Below are 26231 nucleotides of genomic sequence, written 5' to 3'. Positions count from 1 at the left end.
GCGTTCCCATTCATTTTCCGATACAGAAACTGGAGAAGATTTCCCCCAGAACCGTTTCCACATCTATCCGGCCAACAAGGCAATTGAGGCTGTGGACCACCTTTCGCAACTCTTCCGCTGCGATCTCAGTCCTGTCCGCGCCGATCAATACCTCATTTCGCGCCGATTCCAAAGAGGCCATTGCCTCCTTCATCGCGATCTTGTGGCGGTCGCGGATGGCCGACGAGGCGGACAGGGCGCGCGACGATAAAATCCCGGAGATATGACTCACCATCCGGTCGATCCCCTGCCCCGTTTTTCCGGAAACCGACAGATCATCCTGACCGGTGTCATCCTTCCCGACGAGAACCAGGTCGTCAGGTTCCGGCCGCATCTCCGGCACAGCGCCGGCATGAGGCAGGAGGATGACCCGGAGGTCGGCCTGCTGCGCACGACTGCGGGCGCGTTCGATGCCGATGGCCTCCACCGCATCCTCGGTCTCCCGCAGGCCGGCGGTGTCAAGCAGTGTCACCGGCAATCCACCAAGTTCCATCCGCACCTCTATGACGTCGCGCGTTGTTCCCGCAACTTCCGAGGTGATTGCCGCTTCACGCCCCGCCAAGGCATTCAAAAGCGTAGACTTTCCTGCGTTTGGCGGTCCAACGATCGCGACCTCGAAGCCATCGCGGATCCGTTCGGACATCGCCGCACCCGCGAGTTCGGTTTCCAATTCGATCATCACTTCCGCGATCAGTACCAGCACCTCTGGCGAGACGTCACTCGGCACCTCTTCATCCGCGAAATCTATCGTGGCTTCGAGCAAGGCCGCAGAGCGAACGAGCGCGTGCCGCCACCGCTCCACCTTCTCACCGAGGGCACCGGAAAACACCCTCAGCGCCTGGCGCCTTTGCGCTTCCGTCTCCGCCTCGATGAGGTCGGCAAGCCCCTCCACCTGAGCAAGATCGAGACGGTCGTTCTCAAGCGCGCGGCGGGTGAACTCTCCCGGATCGGCCATGCGAAGCCCATCAATCTTCGCCAGGGTGCGCAGGACCGCGTTGACGATGGCGACGGAGCCATGGAGTTGAAGCTCCGCGCTTTCTTCTCCCGTGAAAGACGCCCCTTTTTCGAAGCAGATCACCAGCGCCTCGTCAAGAACACCACCCTCGCGATCCTTCAGGAGCCGAAGCGCGGCCCGTCGCGCCGGGGGGACGTCGCCTGCCAGGATTTCAACAGCCCAAAACGCAAGCGGCCCGGAAATCCGGACCACTGCAACACCCGCCTTGCCGCGGGCGGACGCCAGGGCGTAGATCGTATCCACAGGTTTAACCTATTGATAATGTGAAAATCAGGCGTTCATCGAGTCGAAGAACTCGGCGTTCGTTTTCGTCTGTTTCAGCTTGGAGATCAAGAACTCGATCGCATCCGTCGTGCCCATCGGGTTGAGGATGCGGCGCAGGACATAGGTTTTCTGGAGGTCCTTCGGATCGACAAGGAGATCCTCCTTCCGCGTCCCGGACTTAAGAATGTCCATCGCCGGGAAGACACGTTTGTCCGCGACCTTGCGATCGAGCACGATCTCGGAGTTGCCCGTGCCCTTGAATTCTTCGAAGATCACCTCGTCCATCCGGGAGCCGGTGTCGATCAGCGCGGTCGCGATGATGGTGAGCGAGCCGCCTTCCTCGACGTTCCTGGCCGCACCGAAGAATCGCTTCGGACGCTGGAGCGCGTTGGCATCGACGCCGCCGGTCAGGACCTTCCCGGAAGAAGGCACGACCGTGTTGAAGGCGCGCCCGAGGCGCGTGATAGAGTCGAGCAGGATGACGACGTCGCGCTTGTGCTCGACCAGGCGCTTCGCCTTTTCGATCACCATTTCGGACACGGCAACGTGACGCTGCGCCGGCTCATCGAAGGTGGAGGAGACAACCTCCCCCTTCACCGAACGCTGCATGTCGGTCACCTCTTCGGGTCGTTCGTCGATCAACAGGACGATGAGATAGCACTCGGGATGATTTTTCTCGATCGAATGCGCGATATTCTGGAGCAGAACCGTTTTGCCGGTGCGCGGCGGTGCGACGATGAGCGACCTCTGACCCTTCCCGATCGGCGCGACGAGGTCGATGATCCGGGCCGAGCGGTCCTTGATCGTCGGGTCCTCGATCTCCATTTTCAGGCGCTCGTTCGGGTAGAGCGGCGTCAGGTTGTCGAAGGCGATCTTGTGACGCGCCTTCTCCGGTTCCTCGAAGTTGATCTGCGTCACCTTGGTGATCGCGAAATAACGCTCGTTGTCGCCCGGCGCGTGCATCACGCCCTCGACGGTATCTCCGGTGCGCAGCCCGTACTGGCGGATCACATCGGGCGAGACATAGATGTCGTCGGGACCGGGAAGATAGTTCGCCTCGGGAGAGCGCAGGAAGCCGAACCCGTCCTGGAGGACCTCGAGCACCCCGTCGCCAGAGATCTCCCAGCCTTCATCCGCGCGTTCGCGGAGGATCTGGAACATCATCTCGCCCTTGCGCATGGTCGAGGCGTTTTCGATTTCGAGATCCTCGGCCATGGCGAGAAGTGCCTTGGGGCTTTGGGCTTTCAGGTCGGCAAGGTTCAGGGCATCTGTCATGGAAAATCCGTGGTGACCGGCGAGATAGGCGGTCGGGCTGTGAAATGTCGCTGGAGAATCCCTCTGGCCGGACGGCGGGGATTTGCGCCTAGATAGGAGCGGTAGCTCCCGGAGTCAATCTTTCTCAGAAAGGTTTAGCGATAATCATGATCACGATGACGATCAGGAGAAGCGTCGGAAATTCGTTCATCATGCGATATTGGCGGCCGGTGCGGGTGTTTTTCCCTTCCACGAAATCCTTGCGGCGCAGGGCGAGCCACATGTGAAACCAGGTCATCGCGATCACGGAAGCGGCCTTGATCCAGCTCCAGCCGGCGCTCCAGTCGACCACGCCAGGCGTGAAGACAAGGCAGAGGCCGAAGATCCAGGTGGAGATCAGCGCCGGATTCATGATGAGTTTCAGCAGCTTCCTTTCCATGTCCTGAAACAGGAGGTCGGTTTCGCTGCCTTTTTCGACGCTTTCCGTGTGCCGGACGAAGAGGCGGGGGAGGTAGAAGATCCCGGCCATCCAGGCGACGATCGAGATCACATGGAAAGATTTCGTCCAAAGATATGCGTCGGCCAGGAAATTGCCCATCGGAGCCCTCGTCGTTACTGGACCCCTTCATAAAAGATAAAAAAGAAAAGAAAAGATGATGTATTTGTAGGGACTGTGGAAACTGGGGATTAATGCCTTATCCACGATCTTTTCCCGCGTGGATAGTTGGAAAGAATCTCGTCCACATTTGGGGATGATATATTTTTCCCCTTTAAAAACATGAATTTATTATCTTCATCTCGCCGGTGAACCTGTTGACGGACGCCCTGTGTCGCGGGAGAAGCGTACTTTCCCGTCACAGTCCGGGTTTCTTTTCCCCGGAGGACAAAGGGCAGGTGATTTCCGTGGGAGCGCTCTGTTATCCCAAGGCGGGAGGGGGTGTGCGGTTCACCCTCCGGAGATCAACGGAAACACACAGGAGTTTTCAACAGCACCATGAACAGCCGGCCCGTTCTTGTCCTCGCTTCCGGTTCGCAGATCCGTCAGCAGCTCCTGCGTAATGCGGGCGTGCCCTTCGAGGTGAGCGTCGCTAGGATCGACGAAGAGAGCGTCAGGAGTGCCCTTCTGGGCGAGGGTGCGCGCCCGCGGGAGGTCGCGGACGCGCTTGCGGAGGGCAAGGCGCGCAAGGTCTCCTTGAAGAGGCCGGAGGCGATGGTGATCGGCTGCGATCAGGTGCTTTCCTTCGAGGGGGAGCTGGTGTCGAAGGCGGAGAGCCCGGAGGAAGCCCGCGCGCTTCTGTCGCGGATGCGGGGCGAGCGCCACAAGCTCCTTTCCGCGGTTGTCCTCTATGAGAACGGGGAGCCGAAATGGCGCCACGTCGGGGAGGCCCGGCTCGAAATGAACGATGTATCCGATGCCTATCTCGACGCCTATCTCGCGCGGAACTGGGACAGTGTCCGGGATGCAGTCGGGTGCTACAAGCTCGAGGAAGAGGGCGTGCGCCTGTTTTCGCGCATCGACGGCGACTACTTCACGGTCCTGGGTTTGCCCCTGCTTCCGCTTCTGGCATATCTGTCGCTGAGGGGGGTGATAGCATCATGAGTGGGAAAATTCCTTTGGCAGGCGTGATCGGTGCGCCGGTGGGGCACAGCAAGTCGCCGAAGCTGCACGGATACTGGCTGAAGCGCTACGGCATCGACGGGTATTACGTTCCGCTCGAGATCGCGCAGGCGGATCTCGCGGAAGCGCTCAGGATGCTGCCGAAGCTCGGTTTCGTCGGCGCGAACGTGACGATCCCGCACAAGGAATCCGTCCTCGGCCTCGCCGATATCGTGACCGACCGCGCGGCGCTGATCGGGGCGGCGAACACGTTGATCTTCCGGCCGGACGGCAAGCTCCATGCGGACAACACGGACGGGTACGGGTTCGTGGAAAACCTGCGCAGCGGCGCCGAGTGGGATCCGAAGGCGGGGCCCGCGGTGGTGCTCGGCGCGGGTGGTGCGGCGCGGGCCGTGATCGCCTCGCTTCTCGAGGTCGGCGTGCCCGAGATCCGGCTCGCCAACCGCACGCGTGCGCGTTCGGACGTGCTCCGCGCGGAATTCGGGACGCGGATCTCCGTGTCGGAATGGATCAACGCCGGCGACATGATGGAGGGCGCGCGCACGGTGGTGAACACAACCTCCCTCGGCATGGTGGGTCAGCCGGAACTGAACGTGTCGCTCGCGCGGCTGAGCGCGAAGGCGGTGGTGACCGACATCGTCTATACGCCGCTGCGCACCGCTTTTCTGGAACGGGCGGCGGAGGTCGGCTGTCAGACGGTGGACGGGCTCGGCATGTTGCTGCACCAGGCCGTGCCGGGGTTCGAACGGTGGTTCGGAACGCGCCCGGCGGTCGATGATGCGACGCGCAACCATATCCTGAGCGTATGACCCGGCCCTTCGTCATAGGCCTGACCGGCTCCATCGGAATGGGCAAGAGCACCACGGCGCAGTTCTTTGCCGACGAAGGTGTGCCGGTCTGGGATGCGGATGCGGCGGTGGCCCGTCTTTATGATGCGGGGGGTGCGGCCGTGGCGCCGATCGCGGCGCGCTTTGCTGATGCGATTGAGCGGGACACGGTGTCGAAAGAGCGTCTCAAGGAATTGATCGCCGCGGATCCCGGTATCCTGGCGGAGATCGAGAAGATCGTGCATCCGCTCGTCGCCGCGGATCGGCGGGCGTTCATCGCCCGCGCCGAGGTACCCGTCGTGCTGGTGGACATCCCGCTCCTGTTCGAAACCGGGGGAGAAAAAGCGGTCGATGCTGTCGTGGTCGTGTCCGTGGATGCCGCGACACAGCGGTCCCGCGTGCTCGCCCGTCCCGGCATGACCGACGCCCGGTTCGAAGCCATTCTCGCACGGCAGATGCCGGATGAGGAAAAGCGCGCGCGCGCGGATTTCGTGATCACGACCTCGTCTCTTGAAGCCGCGCACGCACAGGTGCAGGATGTGCTCTCACAAATCAGGAGCAGATTGCAAGATGCGTGAGATCGTCCTCGATACGGAAACCACCGGCTTCGACCCGTTCAGCGGCGACCGCCTCGTCGAGATCGGGGCGATCGAGCTGGTGAACCACATGCCGACGGGGCGGACCTATCACCAATATATCCATCCCGACCGATTCATGCCGGACGAGGCCTTCGGCGTGCATGGTATCGGTTGCGACCTGCTGCAAAATCCACGCCCGCCGAGGGAGGGGGAGGTGATCCTGAAGGACAAGCCCTTCTTCAAGGCGGTCGGACAGGCCTTTCTCGATTTCATCGGCACGGATTCGAAACTCGTCATCCACAACGCGAGCTTCGACATGAAATTCCTCAATGCCGAATTGAAATGGATCGGCCTGCCAGAGATTCCCTTCGTCCGCGCGGTCGATACGCTCGCCATGGCACGGCAGAAATTTCCCGGATCGCCGGCGACGCTGGATGCGCTTTGCCGGCGGTTCAACATCGACAATTCCGCGCGCACCTTGCACGGGGCGCTGCTCGATTCCGAAATTCTCGCGGAGGTCTATCTCGAGCTGATCGGCGGGCGGCAGCCCGATCTTGTGTTGGCGCCGGTGAAAAGCGGCACGTCGGGCACGAGCGCGGCTTCGGCTGAAAACTGGCGGCCGACACGCCGGCCGGCACCGCTGCCGCCAAGGATCACGGAAGAAGAAGCCGCCGCCCATGCGGCTTTTGTGGAGACCTTGGGCGACGGCGCAATCTGGAAGAAATATTCGGAAGCGTGAGCCTCAGTTCGTGGTTGCCGTCGCCTTTTGCGCCTCGGCGCGGCGCAGCAGATCCTGACGGTAGAGCTGGACCCAGTCGATATTGTCGAGGTTGAGCGGCGGGAAACCGCCGTCGCGGGTGATGTCATGCACGACCCGGCGCAGGAACGGGAACAGCATCCGGGGGCATTCGATCATCAGGAAGGGGTGCATCTGTTCGTCGGGCACGTTCTCGATATGGAAGACACCGACATAGTCCAGTTCGAGGATGAAGATCGTCTGATCCCCGCTCTCGGTCTTGCTTTCCACCTTCACCCGCGTGCCGACCTCGAACTGGTTCGCGTCGTCGCGCTTCTTCGCGTCGAGCGCGACCTGGACGGAGATGTTCGGGCGTCCTTCGACCTTGAGCCCCTTCTGGGCGAGGATGTTTTCGAAAGACATGTCCCGGATGAACTGGCCGAGAGTCTGCATCTTCACCGGCGCGGGCTGTGCCGTGGCGTCGGGCGGGGTCTGGGTTTCGCCGTTTTCGGCCATCTGTTCTGTCCTTGAAATTTGGAAGTCGTGGCTTTGTATCAGACCGCCCGCAGCGTCTCAATGGCGAGTCCAGCCTGACTGGCCGGGATTTTCGGGCCGCTGTGGATCGACCTCTTCCCATTCGCCCTCGATGGTGCTGGACCCCTGTGCCTCGTCCGGGAACGGACCGGAACGCCGATACTGTGCGCTGGCTCCTCCGACGGTGAAGCGCTCGACCGTCACCCGCTTGCGCAGCTCGCGCAGGACGAGATTGCGAAAGGCCGGGACAAGAAGGAGAAACCCGAGGCTGTCGGTGAAGAACCCCGGTGTCAGAAGGAGCGCACCCGAGAACAGGATCATCGCGCCATGGGCGAGCGGTTCGCTCGGATCGTTCAGTTCATTGAGCGACCGGCGCAGTTGCGAGAGCGCGAGCGCGCCCTGTTGTCGCACGAGCCAGGTTCCGAGAAACGCCGTCACGATCACGATCGCGAGCGTCGGCCACAACCCGATCAGCCCGCCCACCTGTATGAACAGCGCGATCTCGATGATCGGAACCGCGACGAAGAGTGCGAAAAGCCACATGGGATCTCCTGTTTTCTTTACGGCCGCGCTGGTAGACTTGGCGACCACGGTCACCTACATAAGAACGCGAAACAGCTTTTGCCACGTTCCACGGAGACGAAGCGCCGATGGGTAATTCCCTTCTTTCCATTCTGGTCCTTGCCGGGATCGCCATTTTTCTGATCCTGCGCCTGCGCAGCGTTCTCGGAACCCGTGAAGGATTCGAGAAGCCGCGGGTGGAGGTGTCAGACCAGGTGCCGGAGCCGAACCGGGCGCGGCGCGACTTCGAGGTGATCGAGGGCGGCGCCGATCACGACATCATCGACAATGTCGAACCGGGCACCCGCGCCGCGGAGAACCTCGCGGCGATCAAACGCGTCGAACCGGGTTTTTCAGTGACCGAATTTCTGTCGGGCGCACGGGGTGCCTATGAAATGATCCTCATGGCCTTCGAACATGACAATCTCGACAGTGTGCGCGATTTCCTGTCCGACGATGTCTACGACGCTTTCGCGGAGGTCGTCGCCCAGCGTCAGGAGGCGGGTCTGACCATCGACAGCCAGTTCATCGGCATGCGGGAGATCCAGATCATCGACGCCGATTTCGACCGCGCGAGCGATGAGGCGGAGATCAAGGTTCGTTTCGTTGGGGAGACGACCTCGGTCGTGCGCAATTCCGACGGGGCGATCGTCGAGGGAGATCCCAACGAGATCAAGCGCCAGAAGGATATCTGGACCTTCGCCCGCATGGTCGGGACGAACGACCCGAACTGGCAGCTCGTCGCCACCGGTGCGTGATGCGCGCGCGGCTCGCTGTCGCCTTGCTGGCGGGCTGTCTCGCCTCCGGTGCGCAGGCTGCCTCTGAGGACGCCACCGTGAAGGTTCTTGCCTTTTCCGATCTGGCCGGATGGGCCGCGGACGATCATGCCGCGGCTCTTTCGGTCTTTTCCCAGACCTGCGATCTCATCAAGGGGCGCGAATGGCCGCAACTTTGCGCGCTGGCGCAGCAGGTCCCGGATGCACGTGCCTTCTTCGAGCTCTTCTTTCGTCCGGTCCTGATCGAGGACGGGGCGCCGATGCTCTTCACCGGCTATTTCGAGCCGGAGATTGCGGGCGCGCGGCAACGGGACGAACGTTTCCGCTATCCGGTCTACCGCCTGCCGTCCGACATCGTCTCCGGCACGCCCTATCTTACACGCAGGGATATCACCGAAGGCGCGCTCGACGGGCGCGATCTCGAGATCGCCTGGGTGGACGATCCGGTGGATCTGTTCTTTCTCCAGGTGCAGGGCTCCGGCCGCATCCGGCTTGCGGATGGCTCGACCATCCGCATCGGCTATGCCGGCCATAACGGCTACGAATACCGCTCCATCGGGCAGGAGCTGATCCGGCGTGGGATCTATGACGCGCATCAGGTCTCCGCAAAGGTCATCCGCAACTGGGTGCGCCGCAATCCCGGCGACGGTCTGGAGCTGCTGAACGTCAACCAGTCCTATGTCTTCTTCCGCGAATTGCCGCGTCTCGCCTCCGACAAGGGGCCGATCGGCGCCATGCACCGCTCTATCACCACGCTGCGGTCCATTGCGGTCGATCCGTCCTTCGTCCCGCTCGGAGCCCCGGTCTGGATCGAAAAGGAGGGCAAGGCACCGATGCGCCGGCTGATGATCGCGCAGGACACCGGCTCCGCGATCAAGGGCGCGCAGAGGGCGGATATCTTCTACGGCACGGGGGATGCCGCGGGCGATGCGGCAGGACAGGTGCGCGACCCCGGACGGATGCTCGTTTTCCTGCCCATCCAGCTTGCCTATGCGCTCGTGGAGCGCGCGGAGGGATGAGCCGCCGCGGGAGGAAGAAGGGGCTTTCCGACGAGGATCGCGATCTCTGGGACAGGGTACGTCAGACGGCGCGGCCGCTGCGCCCGACGCGCATGGATCCTCTTGCCGTCAAAGCGCCGCCCCCTGAGGAAAAGGGCGCACCGAACAGGCAGCCTGTCGAGCGTTTCGACTTGGAGATCGGCAAGTCCTCTCCGACACGCTCAGAGGCTCATGATCTCGTCCCTTCCCTCTCCGATCGCCTCTCGGCCGCGCCGCTCCGGATGGACCGCAAGCAGTTCGGCAAGATGCGCAAGGGCAAGCTCGCGCCCGAAGCGCGGATCGACCTGCATGGCATGACCCTGGCGCAGGCCCATCCCGCGCTCACCGGCTTCATCCTGAAATCCTGGGCGATGGACCGGCGGCTCGTGCTCGTGATCACCGGCAAGGGCAAGCATCGCGACGACGAAGGCCCGATCCCCGTGCGCAAAGGGGTGCTGAAACACCAGGTGCCGCATTGGCTGCACAGCTCGCCCCTGCGCGAAGCCGTGCTTCAGGTGACCGAGGCGCATCTGAAACACGGTGGCGCAGGGGCGTATTACGTCTATCTGCGCCGCCGGAAGTGACGGCGCAGTTTCACGTGAAACCGTTCAGAGCATGTAGCGGCTGACGTCCGTGGCTTTCGCCATCTCGTCGACATGGGCATGGACATAGGCCGCATCCACCGTGATCTTTTCGCCGGGTGTGTCGGGCGCGGCGAAGGACAGTTCCTCGAACACCCGTTCCATGATCGTGTAGAGGCGGCGGGCGCCGATATTCTCGATGGAGGTGTTCACGTCGGCGGCGAGCTTCGCGATGGCGGCGATCCCGTCCTCGGTGAAATCCACCTCGACCTCTTCCGTCTTCATCAGCGCGGTATATTGCCGGGTCAGCGCATTGTCGGTTTCCGTCAGGATCCGGACGAAGTCGCCCTCTTCGAGCGCGCGCAGTTCGACACGGATCGGCAGGCGGCCCTGGAGTTCCGGCAAAAGATCGGACGGCTTCGCGATATGGAAGGCGCCCGAGGCGATGAACAGGATGTGGTCGGTTTTCACCGGCCCGTATTTCGTCGAGACGGTGGTGCCTTCGATCAGCGGCAGCAGGTCGCGCTGCACGCCTTCGCGGGAGACGTCGCCGCCGCGGGCCTCCTGCCGTGCGCAGACCTTGTCGATCTCGTCGATGAACACGATGCCGTTTTCTTGCACCGCGGTGAGCGCGGTGCGGTTCACCGTTTCGTCGTCGAGCAGCTTGTCGGCCTCCTCGCCGATCAGGACGTCATAGCTTTCCGCGACCGTCATCTTCTTCTTGACCGTCCGGCCGCCGAACGCCTTGCCGAAGATATCGCCGAGATTCATCATCCCGCCCATCTGCGGCTGCCCCGGCACCTCGAACATGCCCATCGGCGAGGCGCTTTCCTGGATCTCGAGTTCGATCACCGTGCCGTCGAGTTCGCCCGCGCGGAGCTTTCTGCGGAACATCTCGCGCGTCTGCTCGCGCGCATCGCGGCCGGCGATGGCCTCGATCACCCGTTCCTCGGCGGCACCCTGGGCGCGCGCCTTCACCTCGTCGCGCATGTAGTCGCGGGTCTGCGAAATTGCCGTGTCCACGAGATCGCGCACGATTTGTTCCACGTCGCGGCCGACATAGCCGACCTCGGTGAATTTCGTCGCTTCGACCTTCACGAAGGGCGCCCGCGCGAGTTTCGCGAGGCGGCGGGAGATCTCCGTCTTGCCGACGCCGGTCGGGCCGATCATGAGGATGTTCTTCGGATAGACCTCGTCGCGGAGATCGTCCGATAGCTGCTTGCGCCTCCAGCGGTTGCGCAGTGCGACCGCGACCGCGCGCTTGGCGTCCTTCTGGCCGATGATGTAGCGGTCCAGTTCGGACACGATTTCGCGGGGAGTGAGATCAGTCATTTGGAAATCTTCTCGACCGTCAGGTTGCCGTTGGTATAGACGCAAATGTCGGAGGCGATGGCCATCGCCTTGCGCGCGACGGTTTCCGCGTCGTGTTCCGTTTCCATGAGGCCCCGCGCGGCGGCGAGGGCGAAATTTCCGCCCGATCCGATCGCCGCGATATCATGCTCGGGTTCGAGCACGTCGCCCGCCCCCGTCACGACGAGAAGCGTGTCGCCATCGGTGACGATCAGCATGGCCTCGAGCTTCGAAAGATACTTGTCGGTGCGCCAGTCCTTTGCCAGCTCGACACAGGCGCGGGCAAGCTGGCCGGGCGTCGCCTCCAGCTTTGCCTCGAGCCGTTCGAGAAGCGTGAAGGCGTCCGCCGTCGAGCCCGCGAAACCGCAGACCACGTCGTGCCCGCCCGGCGACAGCCGCCGCACCTTTCGCGCGGTGCCCTTGATCACGGTCTGGCCGAGACTCACCTGTCCGTCGCCCGCGACCACGACCTCGCCGCCGCGTCGCACGCCGATGATCGTGGTGCCATGCCAGCCGGGGAATTCTTCTTTCGCCATGAACATTCCTTTCGTTCGCCTCTATATGAGGCACGGCCTCTGGGGCTGCAAGTTCGCTCACGAAAAAGGGCGCCCGAGGGCGCCCGAATTCATTGGGTTTTGACGATCTTACGCTTCTTCGGCGATCCAGTTCGCAAGCGCCGCCTTGGGCGCTGCGCCGATCTTGTTGGAGACGACTTCGCCGCCCTTGAACATGAAGAGCGCGGGAATGGACCGCACTCCGAATTGAGCAGGCGAATTGGGGTTTTCGTCCACGTTCACCTTCACGATCTTGACCTTGCCGTCGTATTCGTCCGCCAGCTCCTCGAGCGATGGGCCGATCTGCTTGCACGGGCCGCACCATTCGGCCCAGAAATCGACGACCACGGGGATGTCGGAGTTGAGCACTTCGTCGGCGAATGTATCGTCGGACACTTTCACGGTAGCCATGGGGTTCTCCTGATGTCTGAACTTGGGGGAAAACCTATGGCGTGACCGTCCGAGGGTCAAGATGTGGCGGTGGATTGCAAGGCGGCCCTCACGATATCGGAAGGCACGGGACAGAGCGTCGCCGTTCTGGTCCAGAGGATCGCGGTCTCGATCCGGCGGCCGGGATAGATCTCCGCGACCGCTGCCGCATAGGCCCCGAGCTGACGCAGGAGCCCCTCCGGGATGTCCTCGACCCTTTCCGGGATCACCGTGTTGGACTTGTAATCGACGATCTGCACGCAATCGGGTGTCACGATCAGTCGGTCGATGATCCCGTGAATGATGCGACCCCCGAGCCGTCCGCTGAAAGGCACCTCGGCCAGCGATTTCGAACCGAAGACCTCCCAGGGATAGTGGCCGGAAATCACCCGCTGCGCCTCGTCGAGAAGGGCGGGAAGCTCCTCCTCGAGAACGCCATCCTCGCCGGTGTCGAGGACGAAGCGGGCGACCTCCTCCATCTTCTCCGGCGGTACACCGGGAAGCAGTTCGATCAGCCGGTGAAGCTGTCGGCCGCGCCGCATGGCGCTGTCCTTGTCAAGCAGCCCCTCCTCCCCTGGCAGCGCCTTTGCGCCGCCGAGATCGGAGGGCGTGAGCGGAAGCTCCGCCACCGGCGGCAAGGGAGCGGGACGGCGCGCCCAGTCCGGAAGCGTTTCGGGACGGGCGGCCGCGGTGGCGGCGACGGGCCTCGGGTCCGGCCAGTCGCCATAGGAAAACCGGAGACCCTCCGTCCCTCCGAAATCGGTGCGCTCGGCCGGAAGGGTTTCAAGCCCGCGCCGCACGAGATTGTACCAGCTATCCGGCTCCCGCTTGTCCTCACCCGCGCCGCAGACCACGAGCCATTTCTCCGCCCGCGTCATCGCGACGTAGAGAAGCCGCCGGTCTTCTTCGAGATCGGCCTCCCTGATCCGGCTCAGGCTCTGTTTCAGCCGGTCGGAACGCTGTTCCTTCTGCCCTTTCCAAACGAGGCGTCCGGCGTCCATCTCGACGAATTGCTCGCGCGTCTCGCGCAGGGATTTCAGCGTATCGGGAAGGATGACGATCGGTGCCTCGAGTCCCTTCGAGCCGTGCGCAGTCATCACCCGCACGAGGTTCGAGTTCTCGTCCAGAACCCGCTTGAGCTGCACCTCCTGCGCCTCGAGCCAGGCGATGAAGCCGGTGAGGCTTGGCGTTTCCGTGGTCTCGTAGCTGCGCGCCTGATACAGCAGCGCGTCGATGCCGTCCTCCGCCTCATTGCCGAGCCTGGCGAGGAGCTTGCGCCGGCCGTCATGGCGGATGAGCATGCGCTCGATCAGGTCGTAGGGCCGCAGAAAATCGGAGACCTGCCGGAGATCGTCGAGCACCGCATAGGTCTCCGGCCATTCGGCACGTCGCTCGTAGAGGGCGCGCCAGAGTGTGATCGTCGTGCGGCCATGGGCGAGGCGGTAGAGATCGCGCTCCGACCAGTTGAACAGCGGGGAGCGGAGAACCTCGGCAAGCGCCAGGTCGTCGTCCTGAAGCGAGAGGAAGGCGAGCAGCGCGCGAATGTCCTTAACGGCGAGCTCGTCGCCCAGCGTCAGGCGGTCCGCGCCGGCTACGGGAATCCGGGCCGGATGGCTCTTGAGACTGCGCAGGATCCGCCCGAAAAGCTCCGACCGGCTGCGCACGAGGATCATGATGTCGCCGGGCTCTATCGGCCGGCCGGTGCCGTCCCGATCCGGAATCGCACCGTTTTGCAGAAGGTCCGCGACGAAATCCGCGACGCTTTTCGCGAGACGTGCGGAGTGATGTTCGGGGGTGACGATGTCGACCGGATTCTGCCAGTCCTCAGGGTCCTTCTCCGTCGGCTCCGGCTCGATCAGGGACCACAGATCGACGCGACCCGGAATGTCGTCGAAAAAGGCGATATGCTCGGTGGCGCCGCCGACGCCGACACCGGCGCTTTCCGCAAAGACCGCATCCGTCGCCTGGAGAATGGCGCGGGAGGAGCGGAAGGAATGCCGGAGCGACAGGTCCTGCAAGGGCTGACCGACCGCCTCGAGCCGTGCGCCGAAATGCGCCTTCATCTCGTCGAAGGCCTCGGGTGCCGCGCCCTGGAAGGAATAGATCGACTGCTTGTGGTCGCCGACGACGAAGATCGTGCGCGTGACGCCGGGCCGGGCGCCCTCCCCCGCGGTGAACTCACCGGCGAGAAGCTGTACGACACGCCACTGGTCCGGGCTTGTGTCCTGCGCTTCGTCGACGAGAATATGGTCGATGCCGCCGTCAAGCCGGTAGAGCACCCAATCCGACACGTTCGAGATCGAGAGGAGGTCGCGGGCGCGGCGGATCATGTCGTCGAAGTCGAGCAGCCCGAGCCGCGCCTTGCGCTCGAGATAGGGCGGGAGGATCGCCTGCGCGAGGCGGTGGAGCGCGTGCGTGCGCTGCGCATCGTGAAGATCGAAGAGGCGGGGCCGGACCGCCTCGATCCGCGCCATGAACTCCTCGAGCGGGCGCAAAACCTCCGGATGCGCCTCTCGCAGGGCCTTGGCAGGCACGCCGCCATGCCGCGCGCCGAATTTCGAGCCATGGGGCGCGGTTTTCGAGTCCTCCTTGAACAGGAGTGTTTCGCAGCAGGCGGCGACCAGCGCCAGATCGGGCGCGGAACCGGCCCAGTTGCGCAACTGCGCGGCGAGTTTCCGGTCCGTCGCGCCGGAGGTGTCGAGAAGCGTGGCGACGGTTGAAAACATCTCCCGCTCTCCGCCGAGAAACACCTCGTAGAGCAGCCCCGCCTCGTCATAGCCTTCGGGCAGATCGAACCAGTTCCAGATTTCCGCCGGCGTCTTCGCCGGCAGGAAGCTGTCGCGCCTGGCGACAATCGACAGGGCAAGCGCGGTCAGATCGAGGTCGTTGACATAAAGCGCCGCGGCGTCGATCACCTCGCGCTGCGGGCCGAGGGCCAGCTCCTCCACAATGTCGGAGATCATGCGGCGGGACTGGCGTTCGTCGAGCTCGGTGAATTGCGGCGACACGCCGGCCTCGAGCGGAAAGCGGCGCAGGAGGGCGCTGCAAAACGAATGGATCGTCTGGATCTTCAGCCCGCCGGGTGTCTCGATGGCACGGGCGAAGAGCGTGCGGGCATGTCGCAAGGTCTCCGGTTCGAGTGTCTTGTCGGGGGCGAGCGCGGTGAGTTCCGCCCGCAAATCGGCATCGGGCAGCATGGCCCATGCACCGAGCCGCGCGAAAAGCCGGTTCTGCATCTCCGCCGCTGCCGCTTTCGTGTAGGTGAGGCAGAGGATGTGCTGCGGGTGCGTGCCGTCGAGCAGAAGCCGCGCCACGCGGTCTGTCAGAACCTTTGTCTTGCCCGATCCCGCGTTGGCCGAGAGCCATGTCGACATGTCGGGCCGCGCGGCCATGAATTGCCGCCTGGTCGCGTCGTCCATCGTCATTCGAGATCCTCCGGCACCGGATCGTCCGCTTCCGACCATTCGCCATAGCGTGCCAGATGATCGAAATCGCCGGGATAGTTCACCCTTGCCATCATCCGGCGCGAACTGTAGCCCCGCGCCGGATCGTCGTAGTTCCCCACAAGCTCCCGCAACTGCTCGGTGACCCGGCGGATATCCTCCGTTTCGAGCGGGATCGCGGTTTCCTTGAGACGCGTGTCGAGGCCGAGATAACAGACTTCCGACACGCGCCCCTCGGGCAGCGCCTCGAACCGCCCCGCCTCGAGCATTGCGGCTTCGAGCAGGAGCTGGACGGCGAACACCCGCGTCTGCTGTTCGCTGGGCGGCGAACCGGATTTGTAATCGTAGATCGCGAAGGTTCCGTCCGACTTCCGGTCGATCCGGTCCGCCTTGCCGGTGAGGGAGAAATCGACCTCGGGAAAATGCATCGCGCCCGAAACTTCCAGTTTCTCGGGTGTCCCGGTCTCGAGCCTTGCCCGCTCACGGCGCACCAGTTCTCCCGCGATCCGCCGGATCCGCCCGAGCCAGACACGGCGGGCGGCGGGCCAGGCGACTTCCTTCTCGAGCACATGCTCGGCTGTGGCAAGAAGGCGGGCGAGCCCCTCCTCGAAGGTTTCTTCCCGCAGGGTCGTCAGATAGGCCTCCATGATGGCATGGAGCGCCGTGCCGCGCTCACGTACATCCGGATCGCGGCTCAGCGCGTCGAGTTTGTCGAGGCGCAGGATGCGGCTCGCGTAGATTGCGTAGGGATCCCGGATCAGCGTCTCGATCCGGGTGACGGAAAGCTGGCGCGGACGGGCCGCGACCGGGGGGCGGGGGCTCGGGCGCCGCGCGGGTGCGACGGGGGTTTCCGGCATGTCGAGCGTTTCGGCGCGCCTCAGCCAGAGCGCGCCACGCTCGCGCATCCCCGCCAGCGACAGGCGTCCCTCCTCTGACATTCCGGCCATCAGGTTCGTCAGGCGGATGAGCCAGCGCGAGGCCACGGTTTCCGCCTCCGCATCCCGTTTGGCGCGGGTCAGGATCACCTCGCGTGCGCCGATTGCCTGCTGGAAATCGTGGGCGGAGAGCCCGATCCCCTGCTCCGGCGACACCAGGCCGGCCTGCCGTCGCATGTCCCGGCTGAACCATGGATCCTGGCCCGCGGCCTGCGGCCAGACACCTTCGTTGAGCCCGCTCACGATCACGAGATCCGCGTTCAGCGCCCGCGCCTCGAGCGTGCCCCAGATCATCACGCCGGGATGTTTGGGTTCGGGATCGCGCGCGAGACCGCGACCGAGCACGGCCCGGAAGAGATCGGCGAATTCCTGTGTCGTCAGCCGGCCTCCGTGACCGGAGGCGCGTTCGAGATCGGTGAGGATGCGGCGCGCTTCGCGTCCGGCTCCCTGTGCCCAGAGCTCGCGGTCGTCTTCGCCGTGCGGTCCCTTCACAATCCGGCCGGCGACGGCGGAAAGCTGTCTCACATGTGCTGCGATCTCCGTTTCCTGCCCGGTGGCCAGCGTTTCGAGGATCGTGGCGACCCAGTCGGCCCAGATCCCGCGATCCACCGCGTCGTCCTTGCCGCGCCCGGATGTTTCCGCCCATTGCCGCAGGTCGTCGCGCGCGGGAAAGGCCGGTCCCTTGCGACGCAGGTGCACCTCGAGTTCGCGGGTCCAGAGAAGGTGGAAGCCACGTCCCTCCTGCCCCGCCGTCCCCCGCGCGCTCAGCGGATGCTTGAGCAGCACGAGAAGATCTTCGGCAGAAACCGCACGGCCGATGAAGCCGACGACATGCCGCAGCAGACGGCCCGGCGGGGTCTGGTTGAGCGGGATGCCGGCGCTGTCGTCCGGTTCGATCCCCCAGCGGTCGAGCAGCGCGGTCACCCGCCGCGCCAGATCGCGGTCGGGCGTCACAAGGGCCGCGCGCCTGCCGTCCTCCGCCGCCTTGCGCAGGATCAGTGCGACCGCATTGCTTTCGAGCCGCAGATCCGGCGCTTCGAGGAGGGTGACGGCCGCCGTTGCCGCCGCCACGCCTTCGAACTCCGGCCCCTCCTTCATCCACTGGTGCGTGACCGGAGCGGGACGCAGGGCGAGGGAGACGAGCCGGTTTCGGGTCGCATCGGGCGCGACAGCCCCCGACCAGTTTCGCAGCTCGCCGCGTTCCAGGCCGAGACGGCGGACGATCCGCACCGTCCTTTCCTGCGGATGTTCGATGGCGGGGCGGTCTGCCGTGCCATCCCCGGCGATCTGGCGCCATGCGTCAGTGGGCATGTCGAAATCCACGCCGGGCAGGATCACCGCGCCCATCGGCAGGCTGGCGACGAGATCCATGAACCGCGCCGTCGTGCCGCGCGACCCGGTGGATCCGGCGACGAGGATCGGATGATCCGGGGGTGCGCTGCGCCATCGGGTTTCCAGGCGGTCGACGACCATGCGCAGACGGTCTTCCGCACTGGGTTCAAACCCGGCAGAGGGATCGAAATAATTGAAGATGATCGACAGGAAGCGAAGGGATTTTTCCCAGTGGCCGGAGGCGTTCGGCACGTTCAGGTTGCGGATCGTCTCCGGCGCGACCCCCTCGTCCTGCATCTCGGACAGCAGGAGTGCAAGGCTGTCGGCAAGATCGTAGACCGAAGCACGCGTGGCGAATTGCGGTTCGCTTTCGAGGAACCGTGCGACGAGCTGGGCGAGCTCGAGCCGGCGATGAAGACCGTTTGCGGGCAGGGGCAGGTCCATGAACTCGTGGCCGGAGCCGAGGTCGGACAGAAGCCTTACCCGAGGCAGCAGGCGCGTCGTCCCGTCATCGAATGCGGCCAGGATATCGCGTTTCATCCGTGAGGTGTTCACGAAGATCTCCGTGCGGGCGAGCTGTTCGGGTGCCGCCTGCGCGAGACGCGCGAGCAGCCCGCGCTTGATCTCCCGCGGATAATCCACACCGCAGGGCAGGCCGAAGAGATGAGGGGCGTCACCAGGCTCGAACATCAGGCGTCCTTCAGCACGCGTTCCGCGACGGCGATCCCTTCGGGATGGCCGACATCGCACCACTCTCCCGGATAGACCGCGCCGAAGATGCGCTTCGTTTCCAAAAGTCTCTCCCAGACGGTGTTCAGCGAGAAACAGCGCTCTGCGATGTCGTCGAGCGTCGAGGTCCTGAGGATCTGGAGGCCGGTATAGATGGTCTCGCGACCGCGGACCAGATGCCCCTCCGGACCGATGTCGAAGTCGCCCGGCCCCGCGTGGCCATGCGCGTGCGCGTGCGGCACGGTGAGCAGGAGCGCGTCCATTCGGGTCGGATCCCAGGCGGCGGCAAGCACCTCCGCGGCGCGGGGGCCTTTCCACACCGCATCGGTATTCATCGTGAAGACCGCCTCCCCCGTGAACCTGTCGAGCGCGTTCTTCAGGCCGCCGCCGGTCTCGAGAAGCTCCGGCTCGAACACGGTTTCCACGCCCGCGGAGGCGAGATGTGTTGCGAGCTTCTCGGGGAAGTAGTGGAGATTGGCGACGAGGCGTCCGACGCCGGCGAGCTGCGCGATAGCGTGATCGACGAGCGGGCGCCCGGCGACCTCGATCATGGGTTTCGGCAGATCGCGCGTCAGCTCTCCCATTCGGGTGCCGCGCCCGGCGCAGAAGATCATTGCAGAGTCGGGATGGTTCCGCATCGGTCCTTGAGGCTTTGGAGAACATGGGTGTCCGGCGCGGGCAGATGCGCGCGGACCAGTCTTGCGAGGGGAGCGAGATCGGGATGATCGAGGTCGCGCTGGAGGTGAGCCCACACACGGGGAATGAGATCGACGTAATGCGGTTTGCCGAAGTGCAGGGACATCCGGGAGAAGATCATGAGGATCCGCAGATTGCGCTGGACCGAACAGGTCGCCGCGGCGCGCGTGAACTCGACGGGGTCGAGGCCGAGCGCGGTGGTGAAACGCGCCATGCACCTTTCGCGGATGGTGCCGGAGACGTCGCGGCGGGCATCCGTGGTCAGGGAGATGAGGTCATAGGCGGGATGGCCGAGCATCGCGTCCTGGAAATCGAGCAGGCCGACCCGTGCCGCGCCGTCGCGCTCGGGAAGCCAGAGCAGGTTTTGCGCGTGGTAGTCGCGCAGGATCGTCACCCGCCCCGGTCCCAGCGTCGCGATCAGCGGGGCGAGCACCGCTCGGGCCGCTTCCGCTGCCTCCGTCATGTCATGGCCGACGACGGGTGCGGCATACCAGCGGTAGGAGGAGAGCGCGAGGTCTGTCATCAGCGGGGTGTAATCCGCGGCGTGTGCCAGCGGGGGCGCGGCGGCGAGGCGCAGGAGCACGTCGACCGCCGCATCGTAGAGCTCAGGCTCGCATGCGGGAGTCCGGGCGCAGAGACGATCGAAGAGGGTTTGGCCGAAATCCTCGAGGATCAGGAAGCCGCGTTCTTCATCCGTTTCGAAAATGCGCGGGGCGGACAGTCCGAGCGACTGGAGGTAGGCACCGACGGCGAGGAAGGGCCGCACGTCTTCGCCGGCTTCGGGAGGCGCATCCATCAGGATCGCCCCGCGGCCGTCGGACCGCGAGAGTCGGAAATAGCGCCGGCGTGACGCATCGCCGGCAAGAGGGGTGACCTGCGCCCCTGCCCAGTCCCCCGCGTGCAGAAACTCCTCGAGAAGGCCGGCCCGGTCGATGGGGGGTCTGTCTGGCGTCATGGGGATGGTCACGGGAACGGGCCTTTCGGAGCGGGAGTGATGTCGCCCGACTTTAGGCAGCGCGCGCGCGGACACAAGGGGCTCGGGCGTCTAGATCTCCAGGAAACGGCTTTCCGCCTGCGGACCGAGCGGCGGACGCAGCGGCGTGGTGCGCGCCTCGGGAGAGAAGCCGACGAGCGTCTGACCGGAAGGGAGCGGCACGAACCGGCAGGTCAGCCGGCGTCCGTCCCAAAGCCGGGTGGCGCCGGTCCATTCGTTGCGCTCGCCCATACGACCGACGAAATCGCGAATGTCGCCCCACATCGGGCTCGGCGCGCATTTCGAATGCCAGAGGCGGGTGGCCTCCGTGATGGAGGTATCGGCAAGCCCCTCTGTCTTCTCAAGACCCCAAAGTGTGGTGTAGGAGAGGTTCGAGAAGACGAGTGTCCCTTCGTTCGAGAAGACGGCGATGGCCTCCTTCAGGCTGTCGAGCGCGGCCTGCCCCGTCTCGATCTGCGCACGGAACCGCCGGGTAAGCGACATTTCGGCGGAGATGTCCTCGAACAGGAAGGCGATGGCGCCGTCGGGATGCGGTCGGCCGGAGACGCGGTAGGTCACGCCACCGGGCAGGGACCAGAGTTCCTCGTATGTGCCGTCCTGCGCAGCGGTTTCGAGCGCGGCCATGGCCTCCCGCCAGGATTTGTAATCCTTGGGCTCGGGCATCATCCGGCGGTCGCGCAGCCGGTCGAGAAAGGCGATGAGCGTCGGGCGCGCGATGAGGAAATCCGGCGGAAGGCTGGTCAGATCGGTCAGCGCCGGGTTGAACAGCGCGAGCCGGCGGTCACGGTCGAAGATGGCGAGCCCGATGGTGAGGTGAGCGAAGGTTTTCGTCAGGGTTTGCGTGAATTCCCTCAGGGCTTCCTCCGCCCTGACGGTGCGGTCGACGGAACTGGCCGCGAAGAGATGGTCGCCGCCGATTTCGAAGCGGTGGACCTCGAACCAGCGGAGGGTGCCGTCCGGGGATGGAACGCTGAGACGCCTGGCCTCGCCCTCCGCCGCGCCGCCGAGAAGGGCGGTATCGAACAGCGTTGCGGGCGGCCAGCTTGCCGTCTCCTCCTCGCAGACCGTCTCATCGGCAAGCGAGAGATAGGCGGCGTTCGCCCAGCAGATCGTCCCCTCCGGCGTCTCGCGCCAGACCAGAGAGGGAAGGTGCAGGCCGATCTCGCGAAGGGTGTCGAGCTCCTGTTCCATCGCCGTGAGCGCATGGCGGTCGAATTCGACCCGGTCCGTCGCGGCGCTGCGGTCCAGCAGCGCGAGCCGGGCGAGCCCCTGGCGCCATTCGCATTTCAGTGCGGCCTTTCCGTCGCGGGCCTCCAGGAGCATCTCGCCCCGCTCGGCAAGTTCGAACATCTCGCTTCGGAGGTCGGGAAAGCGGGGAAGGAGCACGCAGAGAAAGCGCGACCAGTCGGAGCCGGTCGCCGTCGCCGTCTCAAGGAGGCGCCTTGCGGCGGGCGTGGCGTTCACGATCGTCTCGTCGTCGAAGAGAAAGATTACCTCCTCCGGCTCCGCGTCGATGGAGATCCTCTTCCTCCGCTCCCGGTGCGAGGCGAGCCAGGCGAAGACGTAGAGCGCGATGAACGCGACACACAGGCTTCCCAGGGCGAGGGACACAAGGTTCGAAAGAAGATCCGTCGTCATGCTGATTCCCGCTGCTGGACATGTTTCTGCAACGGGCCGACTGTCGGATCTGTTGGTTAATGGGCGGTTAAGCGTCCGAACGCTCACGCGGTGAAGGGGGTGTTCTTGCCAAGCGCCCTCTTCTGTTCGCCCTCGGGCACGCCGATCCGCTCGCGCGGCCAGCTCAGTTCCACGATGGCGCCCGAGCGGTGCCCGGTATGCGGGGACATGTCATGGCGCTCCGTGCCATTGGCAAAAGAAATCTCGGCCCCGGTGCGTTCGAGCAGGGTCTTGGCGATGAAGAGGCCGAGTCCCATGCCCTCGTATCCCGGTCGTTTCGAAATATCCTGTTCATTGCGGCGCTTGCGGACGAAGGGATCGCCGATGCGCCCGATCACCGAGGCCGGAAAGCCCGTCCCGTCGTCAATGATCCGCACCACGATCTTCCGACGGGTCCAGCTCACGTCGATCCAGACGGTCGTCTCGGCGAAATCGACGGCGTTCTGGACGAGGTTGCGCAGGCCGTGGATGATCTCGGGACGGCGGTAGACATAGGGCTGTTCACCCTCGGAGGTCTCGTCCTGCACGTCCACGACCACGCTCTTGCCGCGTTCCATATGCGGGTGCGCGGCCTCTTCGACCACCGTCTGAAGCGGGACGAAATGCATGTGCAGATCGTCCTTTCCGGCTTGTCCCATGGAGCGCAGGATATCGCGGCACCGATCGGCCTGTTCGCTGATGAGCTGGGCATCCTCCTTCATCGCGGGAAAGTCGCGCAGATCGTCCACGAGTTCGCCGGAGACGAGCTTGATCGTTGCGAGTGGCGTGCCGAGTTCATGGGCAGCCGCGGCGACGACGCCGCCCAGGTCGGTGAGCTTCTGCTCCCGCGTGAGGGCCATCTGGGTGGCGAGCAGGGCCTCGGACATCGTGTGGATCTCCGAGGCGACGCGCCAGGAAAAGACGCCGAGAAAGACGACGCCGATCACGATGCCCGCCCATTGCCCGAACAGGAAGATCGAGGGGATGGACAGGACCGTGCCGCTGCCGGTGACGAGCGGAACGTGGTAGAGCGACAGGAGCGTGACCAGCGCGATGGCGGCCCCGCCGATGAGAACGGAGGATTTGGGACGCAGGGCCGAGGCCGAGATCGACACCGGCGCGAGGATCAGAAGCGCGAAGGGGTTGTTCAGCCCGCCCGACAGGTAGAGCAGTGCCGAGAGCTGGCAGATGTCGAAGAGCAGCATGAGCGTCGCGCCGCGTTCGGTCAGGCGGGTGTTTTCCGGAAAGACGACGGTGGTGACGATGTTCAGGATGAGCGAGGCGCCGATCACGAGGGCGAAGCCGCCCGGCGCGAATTCCAGCCCGAAGGCCAGCACGGCAACGGCGAGCGTCACCACCTGCCCCGCAATGGCGATCCAGCGCACCATGTTCAGGGTGCGCAGGCGCACCCAGTTCGACCGACGCTCCTCGGTGATGAGATCCGTGCTGTTTTCCGGTGCTGACAGAGTTTTTATCCTTCTGCGTCAATAAATCCCTTGTTAGTCCCTGCGATTGTGCCGATCAATGCCGCGAAACGCGTGGAGGAAAAAGATGTCGACGAAAACGCTTGCCCTTGCCGCCGGTGTTGCGGTTGCCGCCCTCCTGGCCGCAACGGCATGGTACGCCCTGCGTCCCGGCCAGGAGGAGGATCGCTTCGCGCAATGCCGCGGGTCTGCTGTCAGCGGCGGGGCCGGGGCGATCGGCGGACCCTTCGAGCTCGTGAACGAGGACGGTCAGACCGTGACCGACAGTGAGGTCTTCACAAAGCCGACGATCCTCTATTTCGGGTATACGTTCTGCCCCGATGTCTGCCCGCTCGACAGCATGCGCAATGCCGATGCGCAACGTCTGCTCGAGGAGCGGGGCTATGAGGTGCAGACCGCGTTCATCACCGTCGATCCCGAGCGGGACACACCCGAGGTGGTGAAGGAATTCACCGACGTGTTCCACGAGGACATGATCGGTCTGACGGGATCGCCCGAGCAGGTGAAGGCCGCCTCCCAGGCCTACAAGACTTATTACAAGAAGCAGGAGGGTGATTCCGACTATTATCTCGTGGATCATTCTACCTTCAGCTATCTCGTCTTCCCCGAAGTCGGTTTCGTCGACTTTTTCCGGCGCGAGGATACGCCCGAGCAGATGGCCGATCGCATCGCCTGTTTCGCGGACGCCGCAGGGTAAGGTTTGACCGGCCGACGCGGTCGCTTTAAAGTGCCGCGACCTTGAAACGTGCGCGCGAAGGCAGGAGGAACCTCATGTCCGAGGAGGAAACGCTGAATCTGGGCGAGGATCTCTCGCTGCTTCTGGTCGATGACGACGAGCCGTTTCTGCGCCGTCTGGCCCGCGCGATGGAAAAGCGCGGCTTCCAGGTGGAAACGGCCGAGACCGTCGCGGCCGGCAAGGCCATTGCCACCGCCCGTCCACCGGCCTATGCGGTGGTCGATCTGCGGCTCGAGGACGGCAACGGCCTCGATGTGGTGGAAGTCCTGCGGGAGAAGCGCCCCGACAGCCGTATCGTCGTGCTCACCGGCTACGGCGCCATCGCCACCGCCGTCGCGGCGGTGAAGATCGGCGCGACCGATTACCTGTCGAAGCCTGCGGATGCCAATGACATCGTCAATGCGCTTCTCGCGCGCGGCGACGAACTCCCGCCCCCGCCCGAAAATCCGATGTCGGCCGACCGCGTGCGCTGGGAGCATATCCAGCGCGTCTATGAGCTGTGCGACCGCAATGTGTCGGAAACGGCACGGCGCCTGAACATGCACCGCCGGACGCTGCAACGCATCCTCGCCAAACGCTCTCCGCGCTGAACCTTCCGCATCTTCCGCGGGCAGGATGTGCGCTCCCCGTGCCTTGATGGGACGGGGGTGATTTGCTGCGCGGGCCGGGATTCGGCGGGTGGAGAGATCGGAACGGCTGTTGTCGTCTGCGGCGGTGTCCGTACAATGCACTGAAATCAAACGGCTTATCCTGCGGCTGGCGCAGCAACGCTCTCAAGCCGAAAAATCTGTTGCCCGGATCGGTTTTTTCGGCTTAGCCTGAAAGCGCTACATCTGTAGCTACAAGTCCCGTGATCGTGGAGATCCATCGGGACGCATAAGGGAGGAAATCATGAATCAGCAAATAACCGACGGTGTCGGAACGATGGAGCTTGTCCAGCGTGCAGCCGAAGCGGCTCCGGCAGTTGCCGAACACGCGCAGGAAACGCTCGCCCTGAAGCGGCCCGCCGACGCGGCCATCGCGGCCATCGTCGAGGCAGGTCTGCCGCATATGACCCTGCCGACCTTGCGCGGCGGCAGCCAGGCCGCGACCACGACCCAACTCGAGGCCTATGCCGCGATTGCCGAGGCGGATGCGTCTACGTCCTGGGTGGCGTGTATCTACAACGCTGTCGGGCACATGATCTGCGGCTTCGGCGATCAGGCGCTCGACGAGTTTCTCGAAAGCGAAAAGCCCTACGCGGCGGGCATCTTCGCCCCCACGGGAAAGGGGCGCCGCGCGGAGGGTGGCTACATGGTGTCGGGCAAGTACGCCTTTGCCTCCGGTCAGCATCACGCGGGCTGGATCTTTGTCCCGATGATGCCGGAGGAAGGCGGCCCGCCGATCGCCTGCCTGATCCCGAAAGAGGCCTTCGAGGTGCAGGACGACTGGCATGTGTCGGGCTTCATCGGCACCGGGTCGAATGCCGTGGTGCTCGGCGAAACCTTTGTGCCCGATCACCGCACGATTCCCTTCATGGATATCGTGAACGGCAATTATCGCGAGTCCGCGCTCTCCGGCGATCCCTATTACAGACAGCCCTTCGTGCCGATCATGTGTGCCGTGTCCACCGGCACGCCGCTCGGGCTCGCCCGGCGGGCGCTGAAGCTGTTCCGGGAACGGATTGCCACGCGCGGCATCACCTATACCAGCTATTCCAAACAGGCTGAGGCGCCGATCACCCATCTGCAACTCTCCGAGGCGCAGGCGAAACTCGACCAGGCCGAATTCCACGCCTATCGCCTTACCCGCACCGTGGACCAGCACATGACCACGGGCGCGGCATGGGACATGGAATCGCGCGTGCGCTGCCGGTCGGATATCGCCTGGACGATCAGGCTGGCGCGCGAGGTCTGCGAGATCGTCGAACAGGGATCGGGGGCGAGTGCTATCCACCTGAAGGACGCGATGCCCGCGATCCTGCGCGATATCCGCACGATCTCGGTGCATTCCTTCCTGTTGTTCAACACCAATGCCGAACTCTACGGCCGCGTGCTGGCGGGGATGGAGCCGGATATCCCCTTCGTCTGAGGC

24 protein-coding genes are annotated in these 26231 nt (G+C 64.4%); 10 read left to right on the top strand and 14 right to left on the bottom strand.

Going from position 1 to position 26231, the window contains the following annotated elements; translation table 11 throughout:
• Positions 1-10: 10 nt before the first annotated feature.
• The 3 genes from mnmE to hemJ form a co-directional block, all read right to left on the bottom strand.
• Positions 11-1297 (bottom strand): tRNA uridine-5-carboxymethylaminomethyl(34) synthesis GTPase MnmE, encoded by a 1287-nt coding sequence (gene mnmE / locus P73_RS01065; RefSeq protein ID WP_043868088.1) that lies wholly within the window; start codon positions 1295-1297, stop codon positions 11-13.
• Positions 1298-1324: 27 nt separating this feature from the next.
• On the bottom strand, positions 1325-2593 hold the full coding sequence (gene rho, locus P73_RS01060; protein ID WP_043868087.1) for a transcription termination factor Rho: 1269 nt from the start codon (positions 2591-2593) through the stop codon (positions 1325-1327).
• Positions 2594-2717: 124 nt separating this feature from the next.
• Complete coding sequence (gene hemJ / locus P73_RS01055; protein ID WP_043868086.1) at positions 2718-3170, bottom strand: protoporphyrinogen oxidase HemJ; 453 nt, start codon at positions 3168-3170, stop codon at positions 2718-2720.
• Between the two features lie 396 nt (positions 3171-3566).
• Here hemJ and P73_RS01050 point away from each other — a divergent pair, with 396 nt between their 5' ends.
• The 4 genes from P73_RS01050 to dnaQ are packed head-to-tail and all read left to right on the top strand — an operon-like array spanning position 3567 to position 6334.
• Complete coding sequence (locus P73_RS01050; RefSeq protein WP_043868085.1) at positions 3567-4172, top strand: Maf family protein; 606 nt, start codon at positions 3567-3569, stop codon at positions 4170-4172.
• Positions 4169-4999 (top strand): shikimate dehydrogenase, encoded by an 831-nt coding sequence (locus P73_RS01045; RefSeq protein WP_043868084.1) that lies wholly within the window; start codon positions 4169-4171, stop codon positions 4997-4999. The genes P73_RS01050 and P73_RS01045 overlap by 4 nt, the downstream gene beginning before the upstream one ends.
• Positions 4996-5595 carry a dephospho-CoA kinase gene (coaE, locus tag P73_RS01040; RefSeq protein ID WP_043868083.1) on the top strand — a complete coding sequence of 200 codons (600 nt, stop codon included), beginning with the start codon at positions 4996-4998 and terminating at the stop codon, positions 5593-5595. The genes P73_RS01045 and coaE overlap by 4 nt, the downstream gene beginning before the upstream one ends.
• Positions 5588-6334, top strand: a complete 747-nt coding sequence (gene dnaQ, locus P73_RS01035; RefSeq protein ID WP_043868082.1) for a DNA polymerase III subunit epsilon — start codon at positions 5588-5590, stop codon at positions 6332-6334. Before coaE ends, dnaQ begins: the two co-directional genes overlap by 8 nt.
• A gap of 3 nt (positions 6335-6337) precedes the next feature.
• Here dnaQ and secB read toward each other — a convergent pair whose 3' ends face one another.
• Complete coding sequence (gene secB / locus P73_RS01030) at positions 6338-6847, bottom strand: protein-export chaperone SecB (protein WP_043868081.1); 510 nt, start codon at positions 6845-6847, stop codon at positions 6338-6340.
• A gap of 57 nt (positions 6848-6904) precedes the next feature.
• Positions 6905-7408 (bottom strand): FxsA family protein, encoded by a 504-nt coding sequence (locus P73_RS01025; RefSeq protein WP_043868080.1) that lies wholly within the window; start codon positions 7406-7408, stop codon positions 6905-6907.
• 107 nt (positions 7409-7515) lie between these two features.
• On the opposite strand from P73_RS01025, the gene P73_RS01020 reads away from it, so the two are divergent.
• Genes P73_RS01020 through P73_RS01010 form a run of 3 tightly spaced genes read left to right on the top strand, consistent with a single transcriptional unit; the run spans position 7516 to position 9823 of the window.
• Positions 7516-8184, top strand: coding sequence for a Tim44/TimA family putative adaptor protein (locus P73_RS01020; RefSeq protein WP_043868079.1), 669 nt, complete (start codon positions 7516-7518; stop codon positions 8182-8184).
• Positions 8184-9221 (top strand): murein transglycosylase A, encoded by a 1038-nt coding sequence (gene mltA / locus P73_RS01015; RefSeq protein ID WP_043868078.1) that lies wholly within the window; start codon positions 8184-8186, stop codon positions 9219-9221. Before P73_RS01020 ends, mltA begins: the two co-directional genes overlap by 1 nt.
• Positions 9218-9823 (top strand): Smr/MutS family protein, encoded by a 606-nt coding sequence (locus P73_RS01010; protein WP_043868077.1) that lies wholly within the window; start codon positions 9218-9220, stop codon positions 9821-9823. Before mltA ends, P73_RS01010 begins: the two co-directional genes overlap by 4 nt.
• A 24-nt stretch (positions 9824-9847) precedes the next feature.
• On the opposite strand, the gene hslU is transcribed toward P73_RS01010, so the two are convergent.
• The 9 genes from hslU to regB all read right to left on the bottom strand — a co-directional run bounded on the left by hslU (position 9848) and on the right by regB (position 23347).
• Positions 9848-11152 (bottom strand): ATP-dependent protease ATPase subunit HslU, encoded by a 1305-nt coding sequence (gene hslU / locus P73_RS01005; RefSeq protein ID WP_043868076.1) that lies wholly within the window; start codon positions 11150-11152, stop codon positions 9848-9850.
• Positions 11149-11706, bottom strand: a complete 558-nt coding sequence (hslV, locus tag P73_RS01000; protein ID WP_043871285.1) for an ATP-dependent protease subunit HslV — start codon at positions 11704-11706, stop codon at positions 11149-11151. The genes hslU and hslV overlap by 4 nt, the downstream gene beginning before the upstream one ends.
• Positions 11707-11814: 108 nt before the next feature.
• Positions 11815-12135, bottom strand: coding sequence for a thioredoxin (gene trxA, locus P73_RS00995; protein ID WP_043868075.1), 321 nt, complete (start codon positions 12133-12135; stop codon positions 11815-11817).
• A gap of 56 nt (positions 12136-12191) precedes the next feature.
• On the bottom strand, positions 12192-15578 hold the full coding sequence (gene addA / locus P73_RS00990) for a double-strand break repair helicase AddA (RefSeq protein WP_043868074.1): 3387 nt from the start codon (positions 15576-15578) through the stop codon (positions 12192-12194).
• Positions 15575-18553 (bottom strand): double-strand break repair protein AddB, encoded by a 2979-nt coding sequence (gene addB / locus P73_RS00985; RefSeq protein WP_043868073.1) that lies wholly within the window; start codon positions 18551-18553, stop codon positions 15575-15577. Before addB ends, addA begins: the two co-directional genes overlap by 4 nt.
• A complete protein-coding gene (locus P73_RS00980) occupies positions 18553-19176 on the bottom strand; it encodes a nucleotidyltransferase family protein (RefSeq protein WP_338032871.1) in 624 nt (207 codons plus the stop codon). Before P73_RS00980 ends, addB begins: the two co-directional genes overlap by 1 nt.
• A 26-nt stretch (positions 19177-19202) precedes the next feature.
• Positions 19203-20243, bottom strand: coding sequence for an aminoglycoside phosphotransferase family protein (locus tag P73_RS00975; protein ID WP_043868071.1), 1041 nt, complete (start codon positions 20241-20243; stop codon positions 19203-19205).
• Positions 20244-20333: 90 nt separating this feature from the next.
• Positions 20334-21920: a PAS-domain containing protein gene (locus P73_RS00970; protein WP_043868070.1), complete on the bottom strand. Its 1587-nt coding sequence runs from the start codon at positions 21918-21920 to the stop codon at positions 20334-20336.
• A gap of 83 nt (positions 21921-22003) precedes the next feature.
• Positions 22004-23347 (bottom strand): sensor histidine kinase RegB, encoded by a 1344-nt coding sequence (gene regB / locus P73_RS00965; protein ID WP_420836125.1) that lies wholly within the window; start codon positions 23345-23347, stop codon positions 22004-22006.
• Between the two features lie 142 nt (positions 23348-23489).
• Here regB and P73_RS00960 point away from each other — a divergent pair, with 142 nt between their 5' ends.
• The 3 genes from P73_RS00960 to P73_RS00950 all read left to right on the top strand — a co-directional run bounded on the left by P73_RS00960 (position 23490) and on the right by P73_RS00950 (position 26228).
• Positions 23490-24119: an SCO family protein gene (locus P73_RS00960; RefSeq protein WP_043868068.1), complete on the top strand. Its 630-nt coding sequence runs from the start codon at positions 23490-23492 to the stop codon at positions 24117-24119.
• Between the two features lie 74 nt (positions 24120-24193).
• On the top strand, positions 24194-24748 hold the full coding sequence (locus P73_RS00955) for an ActR/PrrA/RegA family redox response regulator transcription factor (RefSeq protein WP_043868067.1): 555 nt from the start codon (positions 24194-24196) through the stop codon (positions 24746-24748).
• 301 nt (positions 24749-25049) lie between these two features.
• Positions 25050-26228, top strand: a complete 1179-nt coding sequence (locus P73_RS00950; RefSeq protein ID WP_052452972.1) for an acyl-CoA dehydrogenase family protein — start codon at positions 25050-25052, stop codon at positions 26226-26228.
• Positions 26229-26231: the final 3 nt, after the last annotated feature.

The sequence above is a fragment of the Celeribacter indicus genome, from assembly GCF_000819565.1.
Classification (GTDB): Bacteria; Pseudomonadota; Alphaproteobacteria; order Rhodobacterales; family Rhodobacteraceae; genus Celeribacter; species Celeribacter indicus.
Note: the sequence above shows the minus strand (reverse complement) of the source record. Positions and strands in the feature narration are given on the sequence as shown.